General features: G+C 58.2%; 23 protein-coding genes. 14 read left to right on the forward strand and 9 right to left on the reverse strand.

All coding sequences use genetic code 11. The features are described from left to right. Window positions 1-22 precede the first annotated feature (22 nt). On the forward strand, window positions 23-439 hold the full coding sequence (locus tag F8B91_RS09040; protein ID WP_196503380.1) for a SufE family protein: 417 nt from the start codon (window positions 23-25) through the stop codon (window positions 437-439). Between the two features lie 6 nt (window positions 440-445). On the opposite strand, the gene F8B91_RS09045 is transcribed toward F8B91_RS09040, so the two are convergent. The 3 genes from F8B91_RS09045 to F8B91_RS09055 all read right to left on the reverse strand — a co-directional run bounded on the left by F8B91_RS09045 (window position 446) and on the right by F8B91_RS09055 (window position 2977). Then, complete coding sequence (locus F8B91_RS09045; RefSeq protein ID WP_196503381.1) at window positions 446-967, reverse strand: DUF6456 domain-containing protein; 522 nt, start codon at window positions 965-967, stop codon at window positions 446-448. A gap of 81 nt (window positions 968-1048) precedes the next feature. Next, complete coding sequence (locus F8B91_RS09050) at window positions 1049-1543, reverse strand: PAS domain-containing protein (protein ID WP_196503382.1); 495 nt, start codon at window positions 1541-1543, stop codon at window positions 1049-1051. Between the two features lie 126 nt (window positions 1544-1669). Next, window positions 1670-2977 carry a DUF2336 domain-containing protein gene (locus F8B91_RS09055; protein ID WP_196503383.1) on the reverse strand — a complete coding sequence of 436 codons (1308 nt, stop codon included), beginning with the start codon at window positions 2975-2977 and terminating at the stop codon, window positions 1670-1672. Window positions 2978-3138: 161 nt separating this feature from the next. Here F8B91_RS09055 and F8B91_RS09060 point away from each other — a divergent pair, with 161 nt between their 5' ends. Genes F8B91_RS09060 through F8B91_RS09070 form a run of 3 tightly spaced genes read left to right on the forward strand, consistent with a single transcriptional unit; the run spans window position 3139 to window position 6973 of the window. Beyond that, window positions 3139-5247, forward strand: a complete 2109-nt coding sequence (locus F8B91_RS09060; RefSeq protein WP_196503384.1) for a S9 family peptidase — start codon at window positions 3139-3141, stop codon at window positions 5245-5247. Further along, window positions 5237-5782, forward strand: a complete 546-nt coding sequence (locus tag F8B91_RS09065) for an isochorismatase family protein (protein ID WP_196503385.1) — start codon at window positions 5237-5239, stop codon at window positions 5780-5782. Before F8B91_RS09060 ends, F8B91_RS09065 begins: the two co-directional genes overlap by 11 nt. A 9-nt stretch (window positions 5783-5791) precedes the next feature. After that, on the forward strand, window positions 5792-6973 hold the full coding sequence (locus F8B91_RS09070) for an acyl-CoA dehydrogenase (protein WP_196503386.1): 1182 nt from the start codon (window positions 5792-5794) through the stop codon (window positions 6971-6973). On the opposite strand, the gene F8B91_RS09075 is transcribed toward F8B91_RS09070, so the two are convergent. Together F8B91_RS09075 and F8B91_RS09080 are read right to left on the reverse strand one after the other, a co-directional pair. Further along, on the reverse strand, window positions 6970-7749 hold the full coding sequence (locus tag F8B91_RS09075) for a TSUP family transporter (RefSeq protein WP_196503387.1): 780 nt from the start codon (window positions 7747-7749) through the stop codon (window positions 6970-6972). The two genes, F8B91_RS09070 and F8B91_RS09075, sit on opposite strands and share 4 nt — an antisense overlap. Continuing rightward, on the reverse strand, window positions 7746-8327 hold the full coding sequence (locus tag F8B91_RS09080; RefSeq protein WP_196503388.1) for a WHG domain-containing protein: 582 nt from the start codon (window positions 8325-8327) through the stop codon (window positions 7746-7748). The genes F8B91_RS09075 and F8B91_RS09080 overlap by 4 nt, the downstream gene beginning before the upstream one ends. A gap of 105 nt (window positions 8328-8432) precedes the next feature. Between F8B91_RS09080 and F8B91_RS09085 the strand changes: the two genes are divergently transcribed. The 8 genes from F8B91_RS09085 (at window position 8433) to F8B91_RS09120 (ending at window position 14852) form a co-directional block, all read left to right on the forward strand. Next, on the forward strand, window positions 8433-8858 hold the full coding sequence (locus F8B91_RS09085) for an abscisic acid-deficient protein Aba4 family protein (protein WP_196503389.1): 426 nt from the start codon (window positions 8433-8435) through the stop codon (window positions 8856-8858). Further along, window positions 8851-9633, forward strand: coding sequence for a hypothetical protein (locus tag F8B91_RS09090; protein WP_196503390.1), 783 nt, complete (start codon window positions 8851-8853; stop codon window positions 9631-9633). Before F8B91_RS09085 ends, F8B91_RS09090 begins: the two co-directional genes overlap by 8 nt. A 131-nt stretch (window positions 9634-9764) precedes the next feature. Then, window positions 9765-10364 (forward strand): superoxide dismutase, encoded by a 600-nt coding sequence (locus F8B91_RS09095; RefSeq protein ID WP_196503391.1) that lies wholly within the window; start codon window positions 9765-9767, stop codon window positions 10362-10364. Window positions 10365-10370: 6 nt separating this feature from the next. After that, a complete protein-coding gene (locus tag F8B91_RS09100) occupies window positions 10371-11411 on the forward strand; it encodes a dipeptidase (RefSeq protein ID WP_210324348.1) in 1041 nt (346 codons plus the stop codon). After that, complete coding sequence (locus tag F8B91_RS09105) at window positions 11412-12443, forward strand: zinc-dependent alcohol dehydrogenase family protein (protein WP_196503392.1); 1032 nt, start codon at window positions 11412-11414, stop codon at window positions 12441-12443. Window positions 12444-12480: 37 nt separating this feature from the next. After that, window positions 12481-12921, forward strand: a complete 441-nt coding sequence (locus F8B91_RS09110) for an ATP-dependent zinc protease family protein (RefSeq protein WP_196503393.1) — start codon at window positions 12481-12483, stop codon at window positions 12919-12921. Continuing rightward, entirely contained in the window at window positions 12918-13823 is a 906-nt protein-coding gene (rimK, locus tag F8B91_RS09115) for a 30S ribosomal protein S6--L-glutamate ligase (RefSeq protein WP_196503394.1), read from the forward strand. The genes F8B91_RS09110 and rimK overlap by 4 nt, the downstream gene beginning before the upstream one ends. 24 nt (window positions 13824-13847) lie before the next feature. Beyond that, on the forward strand, window positions 13848-14852 hold the full coding sequence (locus tag F8B91_RS09120) for a succinylglutamate desuccinylase/aspartoacylase family protein (RefSeq protein ID WP_196503395.1): 1005 nt from the start codon (window positions 13848-13850) through the stop codon (window positions 14850-14852). On the opposite strand, the gene F8B91_RS09125 is transcribed toward F8B91_RS09120, so the two are convergent. Further along, window positions 14849-15823, reverse strand: a complete 975-nt coding sequence (locus tag F8B91_RS09125) for an asparaginase (RefSeq protein ID WP_196503396.1) — start codon at window positions 15821-15823, stop codon at window positions 14849-14851. The two genes, F8B91_RS09120 and F8B91_RS09125, sit on opposite strands and share 4 nt — an antisense overlap. Window positions 15824-15891: 68 nt before the next feature. On the opposite strand from F8B91_RS09125, the gene glpD reads away from it, so the two are divergent. Further along, window positions 15892-17436 carry a glycerol-3-phosphate dehydrogenase gene (gene glpD, locus F8B91_RS09130; RefSeq protein WP_246715002.1) on the forward strand — a complete coding sequence of 515 codons (1545 nt, stop codon included), beginning with the start codon at window positions 15892-15894 and terminating at the stop codon, window positions 17434-17436. On the opposite strand, the gene F8B91_RS09135 is transcribed toward glpD, so the two are convergent. Both F8B91_RS09135 and acs read right to left on the reverse strand, forming a co-directional pair. After that, complete coding sequence (locus F8B91_RS09135; protein ID WP_196503952.1) at window positions 17429-18031, reverse strand: TerC family protein; 603 nt, start codon at window positions 18029-18031, stop codon at window positions 17429-17431. The two genes, glpD and F8B91_RS09135, sit on opposite strands and share 8 nt — an antisense overlap. 79 nt (window positions 18032-18110) lie before the next feature. After that, window positions 18111-20054 (reverse strand): acetate--CoA ligase, encoded by a 1944-nt coding sequence (gene acs / locus F8B91_RS09140; protein ID WP_196503398.1) that lies wholly within the window; start codon window positions 20052-20054, stop codon window positions 18111-18113. Between the two features lie 91 nt (window positions 20055-20145). On the opposite strand from acs, the gene F8B91_RS09145 reads away from it, so the two are divergent. Continuing rightward, window positions 20146-21057, forward strand: a complete 912-nt coding sequence (locus tag F8B91_RS09145) for a DMT family transporter (RefSeq protein ID WP_196503399.1) — start codon at window positions 20146-20148, stop codon at window positions 21055-21057. Between the two features lie 4 nt (window positions 21058-21061). On the opposite strand, the gene F8B91_RS09150 is transcribed toward F8B91_RS09145, so the two are convergent. Continuing rightward, the gene (locus F8B91_RS09150; RefSeq protein ID WP_432432032.1) at window positions 21062-21637 is read right to left on the reverse strand and encodes a class I SAM-dependent methyltransferase; all 576 of its coding nucleotides are present in this window, start codon (window positions 21635-21637) and stop codon (window positions 21062-21064) included. Between the last annotated feature and the right edge of the window lie 8 nt (window positions 21638-21645).

Consider the following 21645-nt stretch of genomic DNA (forward strand, 5'->3'; position numbering starts at 1 on the left):
CTCGCCTGATTAAGTGCTGCTGATGCAAAGCATTGAAGAGCTGACTTCCGATTTCGAACTGCTGGACGACTGGGAAGACCGGTACCGCCACGTGATCGAGCTGGGCCGTGCCCTGCCCCCGATGGATGAGGCTTTGAAAACCGCCGCCACCAAAGTTTCCGGCTGCGCCAGCCAGGTGTGGATTCATTCCACTGTGGTCGATGGCCCCAAAGGCAAAATGCTGCAACTGGTGGGCGACAGCGATGCGCTGATTGTGAAGGGTCTGATCGCGCTGGTTTTCATCATGTTCACGCCGCTGACGGCGAAGGAAATCGTGACCTATGATGCGCTCGGCGAATTCGCCAAGCTGGGGCTGAAAGAGCATTTGACGCCACAGCGTTCGAACGGATTGGCCTCGATGGTGAAACGCATCAAGGAAGACGCTGCGGCTGTTGCTTGAACGCGGTTACTCCTCGCGCGGCATAATCTGCGGGCGGTAGTCGTCCATGGCCCAGTGTGAAATCAGGCTGCGGTTTTTGGGGCGGTGGAGTTTTACGAAACCGTAGTGGCGGGCCAGTCTGGTGAGGGCCAGGGCGATGACTGCTTTGCCGCTGCGGACGGGGAGATTGAGCACGGCTTCAGCGGCTTCGAAGCCTGCGGCCAGACAGCAGACTTGATAGAGGATGCCGGAGAGTTCAGGGCCCACAGCCTCGAAGGCCGACTGCAAACGGTCGCGCGCGTCGATGGCGCCCAAGCTGATATTCTCGATTGCGTTGTCGCTCACCTGCCAATGGCGGCCGCCAGAGCCTGACGCTTCGGCATAGGAACTGACCACGCGGCATTGCAATTGGGCGCGCTCAAAATCCTGGCGCAATTTCTCGCCGGCGGCGAGCTGTTCGGCATTGATATAGCCAGAACCCTTGCCGTGCTTGCGGTGATAGAGCCGCCACAGGGGGCTTTCGGCTGAGATGGTCTCGGATTCGCGCATCGCATATATCTCCTATTATAGGAAAATATATACTGATAGGTATTTGCAGCGTCAATAGGAATTTTTACAGCATACCCGAAATCAGGCTATGCGGCGCTCGCGATTGTGCGTTGGCATTGCGGGCACGAAATAATCATGGCCCAGGATCATCGCCGCATGCGTGCCGCCATTGCAGGTGAGCGGCAGGCGCAGCCAATATTGCACCAGATGTTCCTTGTTGAAACGCGGGCCTTTCAACACGCCTTGCGTGGGCTCGGTCTTTTCTACTGTGCGGCGGTAAGCGGCCAGCCAATAGTCGCGCTTGTCACCCCAATCCAGGGCATCAATGGTTTGGCCGGTGATTTCGCGGTCATGGATTTCGCGCAGCTTGGTTCCGGCGAGGCGCACTTTGCTTTGGGGAATATCTTCGGCCACATCGATCAGGGAGATACCCGGAAGCAACCTCGCAATTTCGGCAGGTTTGATATCGCTGCGGCAGGGCATGGTGCGCCCATCGCAAGCGCTGAGCCAATATTCAAAGAGCTGACGGTGCTCCGGAATAACCAATTGCGCTCTGAAAGAGTCCCATACGTTCATCGTCTGCCGTGTCGCCCCAACCCGAATCGCCTGCCGCTTGCCCTGAAGCTGTTATGAATCTGCGATTCGTGATCCGCAAGAGTCTTTGGGAAATAAAGTATTAACGGCGAAGAAACGTGGAGAAAATCAGCGTTTCTTGGCGTAGGGGCCGATGGCGGCGGAAGACCAGTCCCAATAGGTCATCAGGAAGCGGGCCTTGTTAAAGGAGAGCTGATCGAAGATCGCCTGCAGTTCTTCAAGATCTCGTTCCGGGTTCAGCAAGGGATGATCGCCCGATGAAAATTCTTGCAACAATGCCGCGACCTCACTGCGCGCGATGCTCATCACTTTGAAAAGTGCAACGAGCGCTTCGCCCTGTTTGTCACCGGCGATTCGCGCCACTGTGGCCGGGCTGATGCGGGCGCATTGCGCCACGGTCTCAAATCCGGCTGATGGATTTTCGCCGATCAATGAACCCAGAGATGCAATCACGCTGTCTTTGTCAGGGGCCTGGAAAGTGGCAGCGGAACTGATGCCCGCGTCCATCTTGATCTTGAGGATCGCGGTCAAAGCTTCTGAGTCCACCAAGAAGCGGCTCATCAGGTAGCGGCGCAACTGCGTGGGTGCCGTCCAGAAAAGTTCGAGTGCGAGATAGGCCGGCAGATCCTGCCTGGTGCACAAAGGCGCAAGCAAATCGGCATCGCTTTTGGCCGCTTGCATCAGCGCTTCAAAACCAGCACCGGAAATTTCTGCGCCCTGATTGCGGATCAGCGTGAGCATCGCTGATGGATCGCCGCTGGAGGCGATGGCTTCGGAAACCACACGTGAAATCCGGCGGCGGCGGGCGATGAGACGCAGTTTGTCGGCAGCGCCCTTGGCAATAACGGCGAGCAAGTCCTGATCGGTGACCTGTTGGCCTTCTTCGAGCAGCGGGCCGGAGACATTCAGGTCTTCATTGATGGCAAGCCGGGTGACGAGGGCGGGAGGTGGCGCTTCCATCATGGCCACCCGTTCCGCCAAGGTGACGAGAATGGGGCCACGCAGATCGGGCTGCAGTTCCAGCAGGGTATCAGCAGCTAGCGCCCGTTCCTGGGGCTGCCCGGTGCCGCCGGACGCAGCCATCATGTCGATCAACGTGCGGGCCAGATCGGCTTTGCGCAATTGGTCTTCGGTGAGCGGGATTTCGGGCTTGCGGAAGCGCACCGGCTCTGGCGCTGGGACAATTTCTGGGGCCGGAAATGCATCAACTTCTACATGCGGAGTATGCACAGATTGCGCGGCCAGTGGCGCAACAACTGGAGCCTGTTGAAAGCTGTTTGAGGCAACAATTGGAGGAATTGGCGCAGGCGGCGGTACCACAACAGCAGGCGGTTCAGGCGCCACGGCAAGCTTGGTGGAGAGACGGCGGAACGCATCGGCGCTGAAGCCCTTGCGCGGGGCCGCACCTGACGTCACTGTGTTCTCTGTTACTAACCGGTCCAAGATCTATTCGCCGCCACACCTCTTACCAGGGTCGATAAAATCACGTTCGTTTTTTAAAACTTCTTAACCGACCCGCTAAGCCCTTGATGTGCGTTTACGCCTGTTGCGGCTATGGTAAACGCTAGGTAAATTCCATGACCAAACAGGATCTCCTCACTTTGAAAACTCCTCCCATTTGCAAACGCGTGCCCAGCCCTGAAACTTGGCATGGCCACGTGAAGCAAGATGACTACAAGTGGTTGAAGGCCGCAAACTGGCAAGAGGTGATGCACAAGCCTGAGGTTTTAGCGAAGGACATCCGCAGCTATCTGGAAGCCGAAAACAAGTTCGCCAAGGCCGAGATGGCCGACACGGCGGCGCTGCAGAAAGTACTGTTCAAGGAACTCAAGGGCCGCATCAAGCAGGATGATTCATCGGTGCCCGCCGTGCAGGGCGCGTGGACCTATCATTCCAGCTACAAGAAGGGTGGGCAATATCCGCTTTACTGGCGCAAGGCCAAGGACGCGAAGAAGCCTGAGCTGCTGTTTGACGGCAATGCACTGGCCAAGGGCAAGAAATATTTCTCCATGGGCTCGCCCGACCTCAATGAAGACCAGACGCTGGCCGCCTGGAGCTTTGATGACAATGGCTCGGAATTCTACGAGATGCGGGTGCGCGATCTGAAATCCGGCAAGGACAAGCGCGACCGTTTGAAAAACACGACGGGTGATGCCGCCTGGGCGATGGATGGCAAAAGCTTTTTCTATACTGTTCAGGACGACAACCACCGCCCGCTGAAAACCTATCGCCATGAGCTCGGCGCCAAGCAAGCCGACGACAAACTGGTATTCAACGAGAAGGATACGGGGCTGTTCACCTCGGTGGGTTCCACCGCGTCGGAACGCTTCATCAAGATCAGCATTCACGATCATGAGAATTCGGAAGTGTGGCTGATCGATGCGGCCAAACCTAAAGCGAAGCCCAGGCTGGTTGTCTCGCGCAGCGAGAAAATTGAATACGACCTGCAGGACTGGAATGACCGTTTCATCATCCGCACCAATGCAGGTGGTGCTGAGGACTATAAAATAATGGAAGCGCCGGTGGCTGATCCATCGCTGGCCAACTGGAAGGATCTAATTCCGCACCGGCCGGGCATCTTTATCGTGAGCTTCGGCATTTTCCAGAATTACATGGTGCGGCTGGAGCGCGAGAATGCCCTGCCGCGCATCGTGATCCGCGAGATGAAATCGGGCGCGGAACATGCCATCGCCTTCGACGAAGAGGCCTATTCGCTGGGCTTTGGCGAGATGCGGGAATTCGACACCGAGACCCTGCGTTTCACCTATTCATCGCCCACCACGCCGGGACAGGTTTTCGACTACAATATGCGCACGCGCGAACGGGTGTTGCGCAAGACGCAGGAAATTCCTTCCGGCCATGATCCATCGCACTATGTGGCGCGCCGTGTGATGGCGCCGGCGCATGACGGCGAGCTGATCCCCGTCACCCTGCTCTACAAGAAGACGACGAAGCTGGATGGCACGGCACCTCTCTGGCTGTATGGCTACGGCTCTTACGGGCTTTCAATGCCGGCGGGTTTCAACACTTCTGTTTTCTCGCTGGTGAACCGTGGCTTTGTTTACGCGATTGCGCATGTGCGAGGCGGGCAGGAAAAGGGCCGGGCCTGGTATAAAAAGGGCAAGCTTGAGCACAAGACCAACACGTTCAAGGATTTCATTTCCTCCGCGCGGTATTTGATCGCGCAGAAATTTACCTCCGAGAAAAAAATCGTCGCGCAGGGCGGCAGTGCGGGCGGCATGCTGATGGGCGCTGTGGCCAATATGGCGCCGGAGGTTTTCGGCGGCATCGTGGCGGAAGTGCCGTTCGTTGATGTGCTGACCACCATGCTGGATGACACGCTGCCCCTCACGCCGCCGGAATGGCCGGAATGGGGCAACCCGATTGCCGACAAAAAGGCTTACGAGACCATCGCGTCTTATTCGCCCGTCGATAATGTTGCGGCCAAAGACTATCCGCATATTTTTGCGATTGGTGGTTTGACTGATCCGCGCGTAACCTATTGGGAGCCCGCCAAATGGGTGGCCAATCTGCGCGCCAAGAAGACTGACAAAAATCTGCTGCTGCTCAAAACTATTATGAGTGCGGGCCATGGCGGTGCCTCAGGGCGCTTCGACCAATTGAAGGAAGTGGCCGAGGTTTATGCCTTTGGCCTCAAGATTTCGGGAAAGCTGAATGCTGATTGAAGCCGCCAGAGCCTGCCTGCTGGTGGTGGATGTGCAGGAGCGCCTGCTGCCCGTGATGCAGCAGCCTGAACGCGTGGTGGCCAATTGCAATGTGCTGATCAAGGCGGCTGAGGCGCTGGATCTACCGATCATCCAGTCGCAGCAATATCCCAAAGGCCTGGGGCCAACGGTGGCAGCGCTTGATACGCGCAATGCGATGATCTTCGACAAGCTGGCTTTTTCAGTGTGGCAGGATGATCCTTTGCGAGCGCATTTTTCCATCATGCAGAAAAGCGGATTCAGCCAAGTGATCATCGGCGGTATTGAGGCGCATGTTTGCGTGTTGCAATCGGCCATCGACCTGAAGCAGGCGGGCTTTGATGTGTTCGTGGTGGCCAATGCGATTTCGTCGCGCGCGCAAGACTCGGTTGACCTGGCGCTGGAGCGGATGCGCTTTGCTGGCGTTGAAGCGATAAATGTGGAAATGGCTATATTCGAACTGGCCGGCAAAGCCGGTACCCCGGAATTCAAGGCGCTGTCGGCGCTGATCAAGTGAGAGAATAAGATGGCGAAGAGTGCAGAATTCAACTGGGAAGACCCGCTGGACCTTGAGAGCCTGCTGACCGACGAAGAACGGATGATCCGCGATTCCGCGAGGGCCTTTGCGGCGGACAAGCTGATGCCGCGGGTGAAGATGGCATTCCGCGAGGAGAAGTTTGACCGCGAGATCATGACCGAGCTTGGGGCGATGGGCTTCCTCGGCATGATGACGGCAGAGGAATTTGGCGGCGCTGGGCTGAACTATGTGGCTTACGGCCTGGCGGCGCGCGAGATTGAGCGCGTTGATAGTGGTTATCGCTCGGCGATGAGTGTGCAGAATTCGCTGGTGATGCATCCGATTGAGGAATGGGGCAGCGACGAACAGAAGAAGAAATATCTGCCGAAGCTGGCCACGGCGGAATTGATCGGCTGCTTTGGGCTGACCGAGCCTGATGCCGGTTCTGATCCGGGTGGTATGAAGACGCGCGCGAAGAAAACTTCAAACGGCTTTGTGCTGAATGGGGCGAAGATCTGGATCACCAATTCGCCGATCGCAGACATTGCCATTGTCTGGGCCAAGGATGAGGCGGGCGATATTCGCGGCTTCATCGTTGAGCGCGGCACCAAAGGATTCTCGACGCCGGAGATCAAGGGCAAGGTTTCTTTACGGGCTTCGATCACCGGCGAGATCGTGCTGGATAATGTTGAGATTCCGGAAAGCGCCATGCTGCCCAAGGCCAAGGGTTTGAGCGGACCATTCTCGTGTCTGAACAAGGCGCGCTTCGGTATTGCCTGGGGTACGATGGGTGCAGCGGAAGATTGCTGGCACCGGGCGCGGCAATATACGTTGGACCGCAAAATGTTTGGCAGACCGTTGGCGGCCACACAGCTCATTCAGATGAAGCTGGCGCAGATGCAGACCGAGATTACGCTGGGCCTGCATGCTTGCCTGTCGCTCGGGCGCGGGCTGGAGCGCGGCACGGTTTCGCCGATTGCCATCTCGCTGATGAAGCGCAACAACTGCCTCAAGGCCCTAGATGTGGCGCGTGCGGCGCGCGACATGCATGGCGGCAACGGCATTTCGGATGAGTATCACGTGATCCGCCACATGGTGAATCTGGAAACGGTCAACACCTATGAAGGCACGGCCGATGTGCATGCGCTGATCCTCGGCCGCGCACAGACTGGGCTGCAGGCGTTTAGCTAAAGCCTGAGCAGTTGCCGCACTGGATTGTTCGGGTCTGCCAGCAGCTTTGCAGCCATCGCGATGCAGACCACCACCAGCAAGGGGCGGATAAGCTTCGTGCCATTGCGGATGGCCATCCGGGCGCCGATCTGCGCGCCTATCAATTGGCCCACGCCCATGACCAGGCCGATGATCCAGATGATCTTACCGCCTAGTGCAAAGAGAATGAGCGAGGCGGCATTTGAAGTGAAGTTGAACAGCTTGGTGCGGCCCGTCGCTTCCACCATGCCGAGGCCAAACAATGTCACCAGCGCCAGCATGAAGAACGAGCCGGTGCCGGGGCCAAAGATACCGTCATAGAAGCCGATCACTGGTGCAAAGCCGAAGGTGAACCATTGCGGCTTCAGGCGTGGATGCGAGGCCTCGTCCGACAGGCGTGGGGAAAAAGCAAAATAAAGCGCGATCAGAATAAGCAGCGGGGGCAAAGCGCCGGAGAGCAGCCGCGTGGGCGCGTAGTGAACCGCCAGCACGCCGAGGGCTGCGCCGATGAAGACCATGAACACCGCGTATTTGTGCTGGGCGGGATGCAGCAGGCCGCGCTTCCAGAATGTGTGGGTGGCGGAGGCCGTGCCGAACGTGCCTTGCAATTTGTTGGTGGCCAAGGCCGAGACAGGATCGAGTCCCGCGAGCAGCAGCGAGGGCAACGCCAGCAATCCGCCGCCGCCCGCGATGGAGTCCACAAAACCCGCAACCAGAGCTACCCCTGCAAGACTGGCGAGAGTCGTTAGATCAATCATTCAGCTTGCAACCCTTCAATCAACATGCGCACCTGCGATTCAGCCACATTATGCAATGGCACATCGGGCGGGATGCGCTGGGCCAGCTTCAGCAAGGATAATCCGTGTACGGATGACCAGACATGGATGGCACCCATGGGCGCGCGCGCCTGGCCGGTGACGGCGGCAACAGCATTCACGATCTGCTGCCAGGCATCATACGATGCCTCCGTAAGACGCGGCGTCATCACCATGGGTTCACGCTGGCCGAACATCAGCTGATAGACCGCCGGATTATCAGTGGCAAATTGCAGATAGGCACGGCCCATGGCGGTGAGGCGGCCGGCGGGGGTTTGATCGCGCGCCGTATCGGCACCTTCATCGAGTGCTGCGATGAACCGGCTGAAACCCCGCGCCGCGATTTCCGCCAGCAAATGGCCAAGCGAGGGGAAATGATGCTTGGGTGCCGCGTGCGAAACCCCGGCGCGGCGGGCAATTTCCCGCAGGGAGACTTTATCGACCGGCATTTCGGTCAAAGCCTGCTCCCCCGCATTCAGGAGTTGCTCGTGAAGATCACCGTGATGATAGGTTTTGGCCACGGCCCGGTTTAGGCGGCGATGCGCATCTTGACAATGTAAAAATATATGTTGACGGCGTCAAGATAATGAGGTATTGAACTTTACAACGTAAAGATTGGATTGACGATGCAACCTGCCTTCCTGTTCTCCCTCGCCAATGGATTTGCCCTTCTCGGCTGGATTGTGCTGGTGGCGGGGGTAATTTTCCGCCGTGATCGCCTGATCACCCTTTGGGCCGGGCGGGTCTGGCCGATTACGCTGTCAGCGGCCTACGCCATCCTCATCCTGTTCTTTTTCTTCTCCGCACCGGGCGGCTTCGACACGCTCACCAATGTGCAATTGCTGTTCACTGCGCCCTGGGCGGCGCTGGCGGGCTGGGTGCATTATCTCGCGTTTGATCTGTTCATCGGCGCGTGGATTGCGCAGCAAGTATTGGCTCTGGGGATGACGCGGTGGGTGCTGATCCTCATCCTGCCGCTGACATTTCTGTTTGGGCCGATTGGGGTTCTCGCCTTCTTCATCGCGCGGTTGATGCTGGTGCGCCATGCGTGATCTCGCTGTGACACCGGCGGCTGATGTGCTGCGCGACATCCGCGATGGATCACCCGTGCTGTGGCGCTGCATGCAGGTGATGGCGGCGGGTCTGGTGATCTGCCTTGGCCTGATGTTAGTGGATCAGCGCCAGATCATTGGCGTTTCGGTGTGGGACAAGCCGGCGAAATTCTTTCTCTCGCTCATCGTACAATTTGCCACGGTTTCCTTTGCGCTTTCGCTGATGCCGGAGAAAGTGCGGCCACGGCGTGCTGCGATTGCCATGAGCATCGCAGCGTTTGGAGAGCTTGCTTACATCACCCTCCGTGCCGCGCAGGGCGAGGCTTCGCATTTCAATACAAGCAGCCTGTTTGCCAATATCGCCTATGCGCTCATGGGGCTGGGCGCGGTGACGATCAGCCTGACGGCGCTGTTTATCGGCTTCAAACTCTGGAGCTTGCGGCGCGAAAGTTTGATGCATGAGTCGGCGGCGCTGGGCTTGACGCTGGGCATGCTGATCGGCACGGCGGCGGGCATCTATCTCAGCCAGCAACAGGGCCACTGGGTGGGTGGCGAGATGAGCGATGCTCATGGCCTCGGTTTCTTCGGTTGGAGCACATCTGGCGGCGATTTGCGCGTGGCGCATTTCATCGGGCTGCACACCGCACAAGTGCTGCCGCTGGCCGCGCTGACTGGAGATAGGCGTTGGGTCTATCTTGCCGCTCTTGCGTGCATTGGCCTGTGCGCTTTCACCTTTGCGCAGGCAGTGATGGGCATTCCACTGCTGCGCGGCTGACACGCAGGAACCTTTCGACGCATTACTGCATTGTAAAATCTGCAAGAAGGCTGCTCCTGCGCCGCTTGCGGGCGTGGCTTCAAACGCCTAGATAAGGCTTCCAAACAACGCCTCTGAAATGGAGAAAACCCATGGCCCTTGAACTCCCTGCCCTCCCCTATGCCTATGATGCCCTCGGCCCTTACATGTCGAAGGAGACCTTGGAGTTCCATCACGACAAGCATCACCAGGCTTATGTGACCAATGGCAACAACCTCTTGAAGGACTCGCCGCTGGCTTCGCTGCCGCTCGAAGAGATCGTGAAGAAGGCCTATGCTGAAAAGAATGCCGGCCTGATCAACAATGTGGGCCAGCATTATAACCACCTGCATTTCTGGAACTGGATGAAGCCCAATGGCGGCGGCAAGAAGATCCCCGCCAAGCTGCAGGCTGCGATTGATTCCGACCTCGGCGGCTATGACAAGTTCCGCACTGACTTTGTGCAAGCCGGCGTGACGCAGTTCGGCTCCGGCTGGGCCTGGCTGGCTGTGAAGGATGGAAAGCTTTCCATCGCGAAGAGCGCCAATGGCGAAAACCCGCTGATGACCGGATCAACCCCGATCCTCGGTGTCGACGTGTGGGAACACAGCTATTACATCGACTACCGCAATGCGCGTCCGAAGTATCTGGAAGCGTTTGTCGATAATCTCATCAACTGGGATTATGTCGAGCAGCTTTTCTCCAAGGCCTGATCGATCTTGCAAATTCTTGACGGTCATAACGACCTTCTTTTCCGGCTGTGGCAGAAAACACCTGCCGCAGCCGTTTCTGAATTCATCGACGGCCGCCCGCGCGGCCAGCTTGATTTGCCGCGCATGCATGACGGGCATTTTGCCGGCGGCATGTTTGCTATGTTCGTGCCTTCCAATGCCGACCAAGGCCATACCTATCAGACGCTGAACCCGCCGCCCTATCCGCCGGTTGATCTTGAAACCGCGCAAACGGCTGCCGAAGAGCAGCTGGAAATTTTCGACGCGCTGGTCACCGATGTGCCGAACCACGGTTTCCGCCATTGCCTGACTGCGGCTGACATGCGGCTGGCGATGAGTGAAGGCGCCATTGCCGCTGTGCTGCATATGGAAGGCTGCGAGGCCATCGGGCCTGAGCTTGAAGGGTTGGATGAGCTTTATGCACGCGGCCTGCGCTCGCTGGGCCCGGTGTGGAGCCGCAACAATGTGTTCGGCAACGGCGTGCCGTTTGCCTGGCCTTCAAGCGCCGATCATGGCGGCGGTTTGAGCGAGGCCGGCAAGGCGCTGGTTGCCGCTTGCAACCAGAAGCGCATCGTGGTTGATCTCTCGCATTTCAATCTCAAGGGTTTCTGGGATGTGGCGAAGCTGAGCAATGCGCCGCTGATTGCCACCCACAGCAATGTGCATGCGCTTTGCGCTTCATCGCGCAACCTTACCGACGACCAGCTGCGCGCCATTGGCGAGAGCAAGGGCATGGTGGGCCTGAATTACGCGATTGATTTTCTACAGAACGACGGTTTGATGGACCGCAACATTCCGCCGGAGCGGCTGATCCGCCATCTCGAACACATGATCAAGATTGCGGGTGAGGATAGCGTGGGCCTGGGCTCGGATTTCGATGGTGCGACCATTCCGGATTTCATCGGGGATGTGGCTGGACTGCCGCATCTCGTCACCGCGATGGAGCAAGCCGGCTTTGGCACCCCATTGATTGAAAAGCTGACGCATAAAAACTGGCTGCGGGTTCTCGAACTCACCTGGGGGGCATAGATGCGTGCCGTCTATTACGAGAAGTTTGAACAGCCGCCCGTCATCTCCACCGTTAAAGACCCCAGGCCAGCCGCCGGAGGGCTGGTGGTGAAGGTGGAAGCCACCGGGCTTTGCCGCAGCGATTTCCATGGCTGGATGGGGCATGACAGCGACATTCATCTGCCGCATGTGCCGGGGCACGAACTGGCCGGTACGGTTGTGGCGCTGGGCAAGGATATCCGGAATTTCAAAATCGGCGACCGAGTGACGGTGCCCTTCGTTTCCGGCTGCGGGCATTGTGCTGAATGCCACAGCGGCAATCAGCAGGTCTGCGAAAGCCAGTTCCAGCCGGGTTTCACAGCCTGGGGTTCCTTCGCCGATTATGTGGCGCTGGATTATGCCGATGCCAATGTGGTGCGCCTGCCGGATGCGATGGATTATGAAACGGCGGCTGCCTTGGGTTGCCGCTTTGCCACGTCTTTCCGTGCGGTGGTGGACCAGGCAAAACTGAAGGGCGGGGAATTCATCGCCGTGCACGGCTGCGGCGGTGTGGGCCTTTCCGCTGTGATGATCGGTGCCGCTGTGGGTGGCATTGTGATCGCAGTCGATGTCGATGATGAGAAGCTAGCGCTGGCCCGCGCGCTGGGTGCGTCGTTCACCATCAATGGCAAATCCGGTGATGTGGTGGGTGCCATCCGCGAGTTCACCAAAGGTGGGGCGCAGGTTTCGCTTGATGCGCTTGGGCACAAGGTCACGTCCTATAATTCCATTTCCTGTCTCCGGCGGCGCGGGCGGCATGTGCAGGTGGGGCTGATGAATGACGGGCCAGAACCTACTGTGCCGATGAGCCGGATCATCGCCCATGAGCTGGAAATCTATGGTAGCCACGGCATGCAGGCGCATCGCTATCCCGCCATGCTGGCGATGATTGAGGCTGGCAAATTCAAGCCACAGAGCATGATTACCAAAAGGATCGGGCTGGACGAGGCACCAGCGGCCTTGATGGCGATGAGTGGATTTGCGGGCAGCGGCATTACGATGATCAGGATGTAGGCTTCAAATGCTCAACGCCCTGTTCTAATCTCGCCCCATGACCACCCCGCGAATCCCTGCCCGTGCCCTGCCTCTGATCGGCTGGAAGGAGCATTTGGTTTTGCCGGAGTTTGGCAAGCTGAAGCTGGTGGCGAAGGTGGATACCGGGGCGCGGACGGCGGCATTGCATGCGCAATTCATTGCCTATGCGGGGCGGCGGGTGCACTTTACGCTTGAAATTGATGGCCATAAAAAGAACTGCGTTGCGCCATTGGCTGACCTCAAACGTATTAAAAGCTCAAATGGCATGAGTGAACTTCGCCCCGTGATTGAAACCCTGGTCCGCATCGGGCCCTATGAATTTCCGGTGGCCGTGACCCTGACCAACCGCACTGACATGGGCATGCCCATGCTGCTGGGGCGCGAAGCCATCAAAGGCCGCTTCCTGGTGCACGCCGCCCGCAGCTTTCTTCTGTCGCCCCGCAAGGTCCCGAAATGAAAATTGGCCTCCTCACCCGCAACCCGAAACTTTATTCGCACCAGCGCATCATGGAAACCGCAGTAGCGCGCGGGCATGAGATCGTGCCGATTGATTATCTGCGCTGCTATATGAGCATCACCCAGGCCAAGCCGGAGCTGCGCTACAGGGGCGAAACGCTGGAAGGATTTGACGCGGTGATCCCGCGCATTGCTGCGTCTCACACCTTCTATGGCCTCGCCGTGCTACGGCAATTCGAGATGATGGGGGTTTATCCGCTCAATGAAAGTGTTGCTATCGGCCGCAGCCGCGACAAGCTGCGCTGCATGCAGCTTCTGGCGCGTGATGGCGTGAACTTGCCCGCCACGGCCTTTGCCAATGATCCTCAGCGTACGGATGAAATTCTCAATCTGGTCGGTGGCGCGCCGGTGGTGATCAAGCTGCTAGAAGGCACTCAAGGCATCGGCGTGGTGCTGGGTGAAACGCATAATTCGGCCAAGTCGGTGATCGAAGCGTTTCATGGGGCGGATGTGAACATCCTGATCCAGCAATTCATCAAGGAAGCCGAGGGCAAGGATGTGCGCGTGTTCGTGGTGGGCCGCAAGATCGTGGCGGCGATGGAGCGCGTGGGGCCCAAGGGCGAGTTTCGTTCCAATCTGCACCGTGGAGGAAGTGCCGCCGGCACTGAACTTTCGGCCGAGGAAAAGGCCACGGCGCTGCGGGCCACGCAATCCATGGGCCTGAATGTCGCGGGCGTTGACCTCTTGCGCTCCAAGACCGGGCCTGTTGTGATGGAGGTCAATTCCTCGCCGGGGCTGGAGGGGATTGAAGAGGCCACGAGCAAGGATGTGGCCAAGGCGATCTTCGAATTTCTCGAACGGTCAGCACGGCCGCACAAAACGCAAACGCGCGGCAAGGGTTAGAGGGCGAATTAGGGGCATCGGGGCATGGCGGTGAAGGGGTTTGAAATTGGCGGGGTGACCGTGCAGCCGGGGCGCAGCAAGCGCGTTGACCTGGCAGTTTCGGTGCTGGCCAATTCAAGCCAGATGAGCCTGCCTGTGCACGTGATCCATGGCGGTAAGCCGGGGCCGGTATTCTTTATGGCGGCCGCCGTGCACGGTGATGAAATCCAAGGTGTTGAAATCATCCGCCGCACACTGATTGGCATTTCCGCCCACACACTGGCGGGCACTGTTCTCGCGGTGCCGATCGTCAACAGCTTCGGCTTTCTCAATCACTCACGCTATATGCCGGACAGGCGAGATCTCAACCGCAGCTTTCCGGGATCAGACAAGGGCTCGCTGGCCTCGCTGCTGGCGGACTTGTTCCTGACGCAAGTGGTGGTGCGGTCCCAGTTCGGCATTGATTTCCACACGGCCGCCCTTCACCGCACAAACCTGCCGCAGATCCGAATTGCGCCCGGCGATAGCGAATTGATGAAATTGGCCGAGGCCTTTGCACCGCCGGTGATCCTGACAGCAAAACTGCGTGATGGCAGTCTGCGTCAGACAGCGGGCGAGCGCGGTGTGAAAGTTCTGCTTTATGAAGGTGGCGAGGCTTTGCGCTTCGATGAGGGGGCCATTGACGCTGCCGTGAAGGGCACATGGCGGTTATTGCGCCATCTCGGCATGATTGTGGAGGCGCCCGAACTCCCGCCCCATGCGCAGACCGTGCATACATCCTCAAGCAGCTGGCTGCGGGCACCGGAAGGCGGCATCCTGCACACGATAAGGCGCAGCGGCGACAAGGTGCGCGAGGGCGAAGAAGTGGCCACGATCACCGGGCCTTTGGGGGAAAACCCTGCGCCAGTGATGGCGGATGATGACGGCATCATCATCGGGCGCACGCATCTGCCGATTGTAAATCGCGGCGATGCGCTGTTTCACATTGCCAAGCTGAAGACCAAGGCAAAGACGGCGCAGACGGTGCCCGACGAAGACGAAATTATCTAGGAGACGGCCGCCCGCACATCGCCGACATCAAGCTTGCGCCAGTTGCGCAGATGCGTCACAGTAAATTCCTGCAGGGCGTTTTGTTCTTCAGGCGTCCAACATTCCAGTCCGCCGAGAACCTGCGCGATAGCCACCTCAACTGCGCGGCGCGCGCCATCATCGCTTTTCACGGTGAAACCCAAACCGGCATGCGGAATACAACCGCAGAAAGACCCTTCAGCTCCATATTTGATGAACAGACGTGGCACGGCGTTCATGATTCTCGTGTCAAAACCGCCTTTGCCTTCGACCATTTCCGGATGGGCACGCACAGCCGAAATGATGCGTTGGCAATGCGCATCACCGCGCCCTAGCCTGGCAAAGGCGAGCGCCACCGAGCGCAACGGCAAGGCCCAAGTGGGTACAGAACAGCCATCGATGCCACGGGCCGCGGTTTTTACATTTTCACCCGTGTAACGCGAGAGGCACTCGGCGACCGCCTGCTGCACAGGGTGTTCTGCGTCAATGTAATTTGTGAGTGATGCGCCCAGATGTTTGGCGAGCACGAGCATGCCCGCATGCTTGCCTGAACAGCAATTATGAACTTGCAAGGGATTATTTCCCTCGCGGATCAACTGGTAGCTCGCCTCTTTGGCATATGGCATCTGCGCGCCGCATTCGTAACAGGCTTCGTCGATACCGGCCTTGGCGAGAATGCTGCGCGCGACGCGGACATGCTCGGGCTCGCCGTTATGCGAGGAGCAGCACAATGCGATTTCCTCGTCGTTCAGGCCGAAGCGATCGGCAGCACCAGTCTCGATCAAAGGCAGGCATTGAAAGGCTTTGATGGCGGAACGCGGGAAAAATGTGACGGTTGGATCGCCGGCACTGGTCAAGACCTTTCCGGTTTCATCAACCACGGTGAAAAAACCGCGGTGCTGGCTTTCCACGACGTTTCCACGGGTCACTTCGGCGATAATTGGGTTATGCATTTGCCCAGATATAGCGGGTTGAAATGAAGACGCAACCTGCCGCATAAGGTTTGAAAAGGTGGCCTGATTTGACATACGACCTGTTCATCATCGGCGGCGGCATCAATGGCACGGCGATTGCGCGCGATGCGAGCGGGCGTGGGCTTTCCATTTTTCTGGCGGAAAAGGATGACCTGGCTTCGGGCACATCATCGGCTTCTACCAAGCTCATTCATGGCGGGCTGCGCTATCTTGAATATTACGAATTCCGGCTGGTGCGCGAGGCGTTGATCGAGCGCGAAGTGCTGCTGAATGCGGCACCGCATATCATCTGGCCACTGCGGTTTGTATTGCCGCATCATGCGGGGCTGCGCCCGCGCTGGCTGATCCGGCTGGGGTTGTTTATGTATGACCATCTGGGTGGCCGCAAGATTTTGCCGCCGACGCGCAGCATCAATTTTGCCAAGGATGAAACGGGCAAGCCGTTGCGCGAGGAATTTACCCATGGCTGGGAATATTCCGATTGCTGGGTGAATGACGCGCGGCTGGTGGCGCTTTATGCCATGGATGCCAAGCAGAAGGGCGCTGAGATCCGCACGCGGACGAAAGTGACCCATGCTGAGCGCAAGGCCGGCGGATGGGAATTGGCCATTGAAAAAGATGGCAAGGCCGAGACCATTCAAGCCAAATTCCTGATCAATGCAGCTGGGCCCTGGGTCGGCGATGTGTTGTCCAATGTGGTGCACCAGAGCGAGGCCGCGAAAGTCCGCATGGTCAAGGGCAGCCATATCGTTGTGGACCGGATCTACACACACGACAAATGCTACATCTTCCAGAATGCCGATGGGCGCATTGATTTCGCCATTCCTTATGAAGGCAAGTTCACGCTGATCGGCACCACCGATCTGGACTATCAGGGCAAGCCTGGGCGGCCCGACATTTCGGCGGAAGAGACCGACTATCTGTTGCATTCGGTGCAGGCCTATTTCAACCGCAAGATCAGCAAGGAATCGATCCGCTGGAGCTATTCCGGCATCCGCCCGCTTTATGATGATGGTGCGAGTGCTGCGCAATCCGCCACGCGCGACTATGTGCTGAAGGTGGAAGGCAATCCGGGTGAGGCGGCGATGCTGTCGGTGTTTGGCGGCAAGATTACCACATCACGCAAGTTGGCTGAGGCGGCACTGCAAAAGTTGGCACCTTTCTTCCCGACGATGAAGAAGCCGTGGACCGCCAAGGCGCAATTGCCAGGCGGTTTGCCTTATGCGCAAGTGGGTTCATATCTCGCTGCGCAGCAGAAGAAATATTCTTTCCTGAAGCCCGCGAATGTGGAGCGCATGTTCCGCTCATACGGCACCAAGATGGAAGAGATTTTGGGCGAGGCGCGCTTTGGCTCCGAACTTGGGCCGATGATCGGGCCGCTGTCTGAGCGCGAGATTGAATATCTGAAGCGCGAGGAATTTGTGGTGACCGCCGATGACATTCTCTGGCGGCGCTCAAAGCTGGGCCTGCATATGAAGCCGGACGAGATTGAGGCACTGAAGGCTTATCTCGCGCCTAAGGCCGCAGCAAAGCCAGCGGCGAAGGCCACATCCAAGGCACCTGCAAAGAAAGCGAAGAAGCCGGTTAGCTGAGCAGTGGTGCGATCCAAGCGGGCCAAATTTCGTGGCTGCCGCGATAGATCATTTCCAGCGCCACATAGAATATGATGGCCAGGCCCACATAGGCAATCCAGCTAAAGCGGTTCAGCAGGCGGGCGATGAAGCTGGCGGCCAGGCCCATGAGGGCGACCGAGAGCACCAGGCCGATGACCAGCACGGTGGGATGTTCGCGGGCCGCACCGGCCACAGCCAGCACATTGTCCAGCGACATGGAAACGTCTGCCACCACGATTTGCCAGGCGGCGGCGGCAAAGGTCTTCGGGGCGGGCTGGCCGCTGGCATCAACCTGATGCGGATGGCGCAATTCACGCCACATCTTCCAGCACACCCAAAGAAGGAGAAGGCCGCCGACCAGCAGAAGGCCGATAATCTGCAGGAGCCACAGAGCCACCGAAGCAAAGGCAATGCGGAGCACGGTTGCGGCGATCACGCCGACGAGAATGGCCTTGTTGCGCAGCGCGACCGGAAGGCCCGCTGCCGCCATGCCGATCACAATGGCATTGTCGCCCGCCAAAACGAGGTCAATCATGATGACCTTGCCTAGCGCAATCCAGGCTTCCGGCGACATAAGCTCTTGAATCAAAGGATATTCCTATTTGAAGATTACAAACTAGTTAGGAACTGCCAGGCTGGATTTCAAGGGTGGTTCAAGCCTTTTTGTTTTGCCTGTTGGCCACAAGGTCATCAACCACCGAGGGATCGGCCAAGGTTGTCGTGTCGCCCAGATTGCTGAAATCATCCTCGGCAATCTTGCGCAAAATGCGGCGCATGATCTTGCCGGAGCGGGTTTTGGGCAGGCTGGGCGCAAACTGGATCTTGTCCGGATTGGCGAAGGCGCCGATTTCCTTGCGAACGTGATCGACCAGTGCCTTGCGGGTGTCATCGGTACCCTGCTGGCCCGCCATCAAGGTGACATAGCAGTAGATGCCTTGGCCCTTGATGTCATGCGGGTAGCCGACAACGGCGGCTTCCGACACCCCAGCATAGCCAACGAGGGCGGATTCCACCTCAGCGGTGCCGATGCGGTGACCGGACACGTTGAGCACGTCATCGACACGGCCAGTGATCCAGTAATAACCATCGGCATCACGCTTGCAGCCATCGCCGGTGAAATACATGCCCTTGTAGGTGGAGAAATAGGTTTCGACGAAGCGCTTGTGATCGCCGTAAACCGTGCGCATCTGGCCCGGCCAGGAATCCAGCAGCACCAGATTGCCGGCCGCCTCGCCTTCGAGGAATTTGCCTTTTTCATCCACCAGCGCCGGCTTGATGCTGAACAGAGGGCCACAGGCAGAGCCCGGCTTCATCTTATCGGCGCCAGGCAGCGGCGTCATCAGCACTCCGCCGGTTTCCGTTTGCCACCAGGTGTCGATGATCGGGCAGCGGCTGTCGCCCACCACGCGGTGATACCATTCCCAGGCTTCCGGATTGATCGGCTCACCCACCGAGCCCAGCAGGCGCAAGCTTTTGCGCGAAGATTTTTTCACCGGCGCATCGCCCTGCTGCATCAGCGCGCGCAAGGCAGTAGGGGCGGTGTAGAAAATATTGACCTGGTGCTTGTCCACCACTTCCCAGAAACGCGAGACGTTTGGATAATTCGGCACGCCTTCGAACATCAGAGTGGTGGCGCCGTTGGCCAGCGGGCCATAGACAATGTAGGTGTGGCCGGTGACCCAGCCCACATCCGCCGTGCACCAGTGAATGTCACCCTCGTGGTAATCGAACACATAATGGAAGGTTGTGGCAGCGTAAGTGAGATAGCCACCCGTTGTGTGCAACACACCCTTGGGCTTGCCGGTGGAGCCTGACGTGTAAAGAATGAACAGCGGATCTTCCGCTTTCATCTTCTCCGGCTTGCAATCTGGAGGAACCTTTGCGGCTTCTTCGTGATACCAGATATCACGATCAGCATTCCAGGCGATGGCGGCACCGGTGCGGCGGATCACCAGAACCTTTGCACCGTTTTTGGTCTTGGCCAAGGCGGCATCGGTGTTTGCCTTGAGCGGAATTTTCTTGCCGCCGCGCACGCCTTCATCGGCAGTGATGATAAAGCGCGAATCCGCATCATCCATGCGGCCGGCGATGGAATCCGGCGAGAAGCCGCCGAACACCACCGAATGCACAGCGCCAATGCGCGCGCAGGCCAGCATGGCATAGGCGGCTTCGACGATCATCGGCAGATAGATGGTGACGCGGTCACCCTTCTTCACGCCATGCTTCTTCAGCACATTGGCGAAGCGGCAAACTTGTTCGTGCAACTCGCGGTAGGTGACTTTCTTGTCGTCGTAAGGGTTGTCGCCTTCCCAGATAATCGCGGTCTGATTGGCACGTTTCTTCAGGTGCCTGTCGATGCAATTCACCGAGACGTTGAGAACGCCGTCTTCATACCATTTGATCGACACATCGGGATAAGCGAAGGAGACATTCTTGATCTTCTTCGGAAACTTGTACCAATCAAGGCGCTTGGCTTCCTTGGCCCAATATTTCACCGGATCCTTCACCGATTCCGCATAAGTCTTCTTGTAGGATTCCGCGGTGACATAGGCCCGCTTCTTCCACGCAGCTGGAACCGGATAGACTTTCTCAGTCATGGCGTATTTCTCTCCCAGGTCGGCCTTTTTAGGAGGGCCGCTCAATTGGTTTCACTATAGCCTGCCGCAAACAATAAAAAAGAGCCCCAAGTTGAATTCGCCCCGCCATTTTGTCTCATTTCTGCTACTCGGCCTGTTCTGGGGCGTCTCTCCCAGCCTGTACAAGCATCTGAGCGAAATCCACCTGCCGGCGCTGCACACGATTTTCTATTCCGGCCTGGGCGTCGGCATCATCATGCTGATCATGGCCAAGCTGCGCGGCGGCGCCATCGACCGGCGATTGGTTGCGTATGGTTTTGGCTGCGCCGCGCTGATGAATTTGCCATTTGGCTTCAACCTTTTTCTGGCGGGCTATGTGCCGCCGACGGAACTTGCCATCATCATCACCATGTCGCCGTTCTTCAGTTATCTGGTAGGGCTGGTGACGGGTGGCGAGAACGCCTCGCCCCGAAAGCTGCTGGCGATTTTCCTGGGCTTTCTTTCTACGCTTGTGCTGATCCTGTCGCGCGAGGGCACATTGTCGGGCCAGGTTTCCTGGGCGCTGATCGCTTCGATCCTCATTCCGTTGGCTTATTGCGCCTACAATACTTTCGCTTCGCATGCCTGGCCGAAAGGGGCGGACACCATTCAGGCTGGCGCGTTTGAAAGCCTGTGGTCCGGCCTGCTGGCCTTGCCCTTCATCTTTTTCTTTGCACCCTTCAACGCACCCGGAAACCCGACGCTGGAGCAGCATTGGATCATCGGTGCGGTGGTGCTGATGTGGGTGGTGGAGCGGCTGGTCTATTTCTCGCTGATCACCACCAAGGGCGCTGTTTACACCGTGCAGGCGACTTATGTTTCAACGCCCGCATCAGTTGTGATCGGTGCGCTGTTCTTCGGCGGCGGCACGGATATCTGGCTGTGGGTCTCGCTCGCAGTGCTGATGGTGGCGCTGTATCTCAACAATACCGGTGGGCACAAGGACGTGCTGGCGCCGGTGAATCCGGAATCACATCCGGTATAATTTTTTATCTCCGGGCCAGCTTCCACACCGCAGTTTTCTTGATCTCGGAATCCTCGAGCTCGCGCGAGACAGGCACGGAATAGGACGCGACCTGGATGAGCTGCTCCTTCGGCAAGTAGGAGCGGCCGGGATCGCCGATCAGCGATGTAGCTTTGGCAGCTTGCAGAAATGCGAAGCAACGCCCGGCGAGTTCACGTTCGTAGAACATGTCGCCGACGAGGATCACATCACAGGGTGGCGCGGTTTTGGCCAGCAGATCTTCGGCTGTGGCCTCGATTGCGCATCCATTGGCGGCGGAGTTGAGTTCGATAGCGGCCACCGAGAATTCATCAATATCGGCGGCGAGAACATGAGCCGCGCCGGCTTTCATCGCGGCGATGGCGACGAGGCCCGAACCTGACGCAATGTCGATGACGCGCTTGCCGCGCACCGTTTCGGGATGATCGAGCACATGGCGCGCGAGCGCTTGCCCACCGGCCCAAGCAAAGGCCCAAAATGGTGGTGGCAGGCCCATTTCACCCAGCTCTTCTTCAGTTTTCTGCCAGATGGGTACTGCCTCATGGGCGAGATGCAATTTCACTTCAGGCA

The organism is Aestuariivirga litoralis (genome assembly GCF_015714715.1).
GTDB lineage: Bacteria > Pseudomonadota > Alphaproteobacteria > Rhizobiales > Aestuariivirgaceae > Aestuariivirga > Aestuariivirga litoralis_A.

Excerpts from the sequence above, each read along its gene's own strand:
- F8B91_RS09040 (WP_196503380.1), top strand. The coding sequence starts at position 23 with ATGCAAAGCATTGAAGAGCTGACTTCCGATTTCGAACTGCTGGACGAC.
- rimK (WP_196503394.1), top strand. The coding sequence starts at position 12,918 with ATGAAAATTGGCCTCCTCACCCGCAACCCGAAACTTTATTCGCACCAG.
- F8B91_RS09095 (WP_196503391.1), top strand. The coding sequence starts at position 9,765 with ATGGCCCTTGAACTCCCTGCCCTCCCCTATGCCTATGATGCCCTCGGC.
- F8B91_RS09085 (WP_196503389.1), top strand. The coding sequence starts at position 8,433 with ATGCAACCTGCCTTCCTGTTCTCCCTCGCCAATGGATTTGCCCTTCTC.
- F8B91_RS09090 (WP_196503390.1), top strand. The coding sequence starts at position 8,851 with ATGCGTGATCTCGCTGTGACACCGGCGGCTGATGTGCTGCGCGACATC.
- F8B91_RS09065 (WP_196503385.1), top strand. The coding sequence starts at position 5,237 with ATGCTGATTGAAGCCGCCAGAGCCTGCCTGCTGGTGGTGGATGTGCAG.
- F8B91_RS09125 (WP_196503396.1), bottom strand. The coding sequence starts at position 15,823 with ATGCATAACCCAATTATCGCCGAAGTGACCCGTGGAAACGTCGTGGAA.
- F8B91_RS09120 (WP_196503395.1), top strand. The coding sequence starts at position 13,848 with ATGGCGGTGAAGGGGTTTGAAATTGGCGGGGTGACCGTGCAGCCGGGG.
- F8B91_RS09105 (WP_196503392.1), top strand. The coding sequence starts at position 11,412 with ATGCGTGCCGTCTATTACGAGAAGTTTGAACAGCCGCCCGTCATCTCC.
- acs (WP_196503398.1), bottom strand. The coding sequence starts at position 20,054 with ATGACTGAGAAAGTCTATCCGGTTCCAGCTGCGTGGAAGAAGCGGGCC.
- F8B91_RS09110 (WP_196503393.1), top strand. The coding sequence starts at position 12,481 with ATGACCACCCCGCGAATCCCTGCCCGTGCCCTGCCTCTGATCGGCTGG.
- F8B91_RS09050 (WP_196503382.1), bottom strand. The coding sequence starts at position 1,543 with ATGAACGTATGGGACTCTTTCAGAGCGCAATTGGTTATTCCGGAGCAC.
- F8B91_RS09135 (WP_196503952.1), bottom strand. The coding sequence starts at position 18,031 with ATGTCGCCGGAAGCCTGGATTGCGCTAGGCAAGGTCATCATGATTGAC.
- F8B91_RS09060 (WP_196503384.1), top strand. The coding sequence starts at position 3,139 with ATGACCAAACAGGATCTCCTCACTTTGAAAACTCCTCCCATTTGCAAA.
- F8B91_RS09070 (WP_196503386.1), top strand. The coding sequence starts at position 5,792 with ATGGCGAAGAGTGCAGAATTCAACTGGGAAGACCCGCTGGACCTTGAG.
- F8B91_RS09075 (WP_196503387.1), bottom strand. The coding sequence starts at position 7,749 with ATGATTGATCTAACGACTCTCGCCAGTCTTGCAGGGGTAGCTCTGGTT.
- F8B91_RS09045 (WP_196503381.1), bottom strand. The coding sequence starts at position 967 with ATGCGCGAATCCGAGACCATCTCAGCCGAAAGCCCCCTGTGGCGGCTC.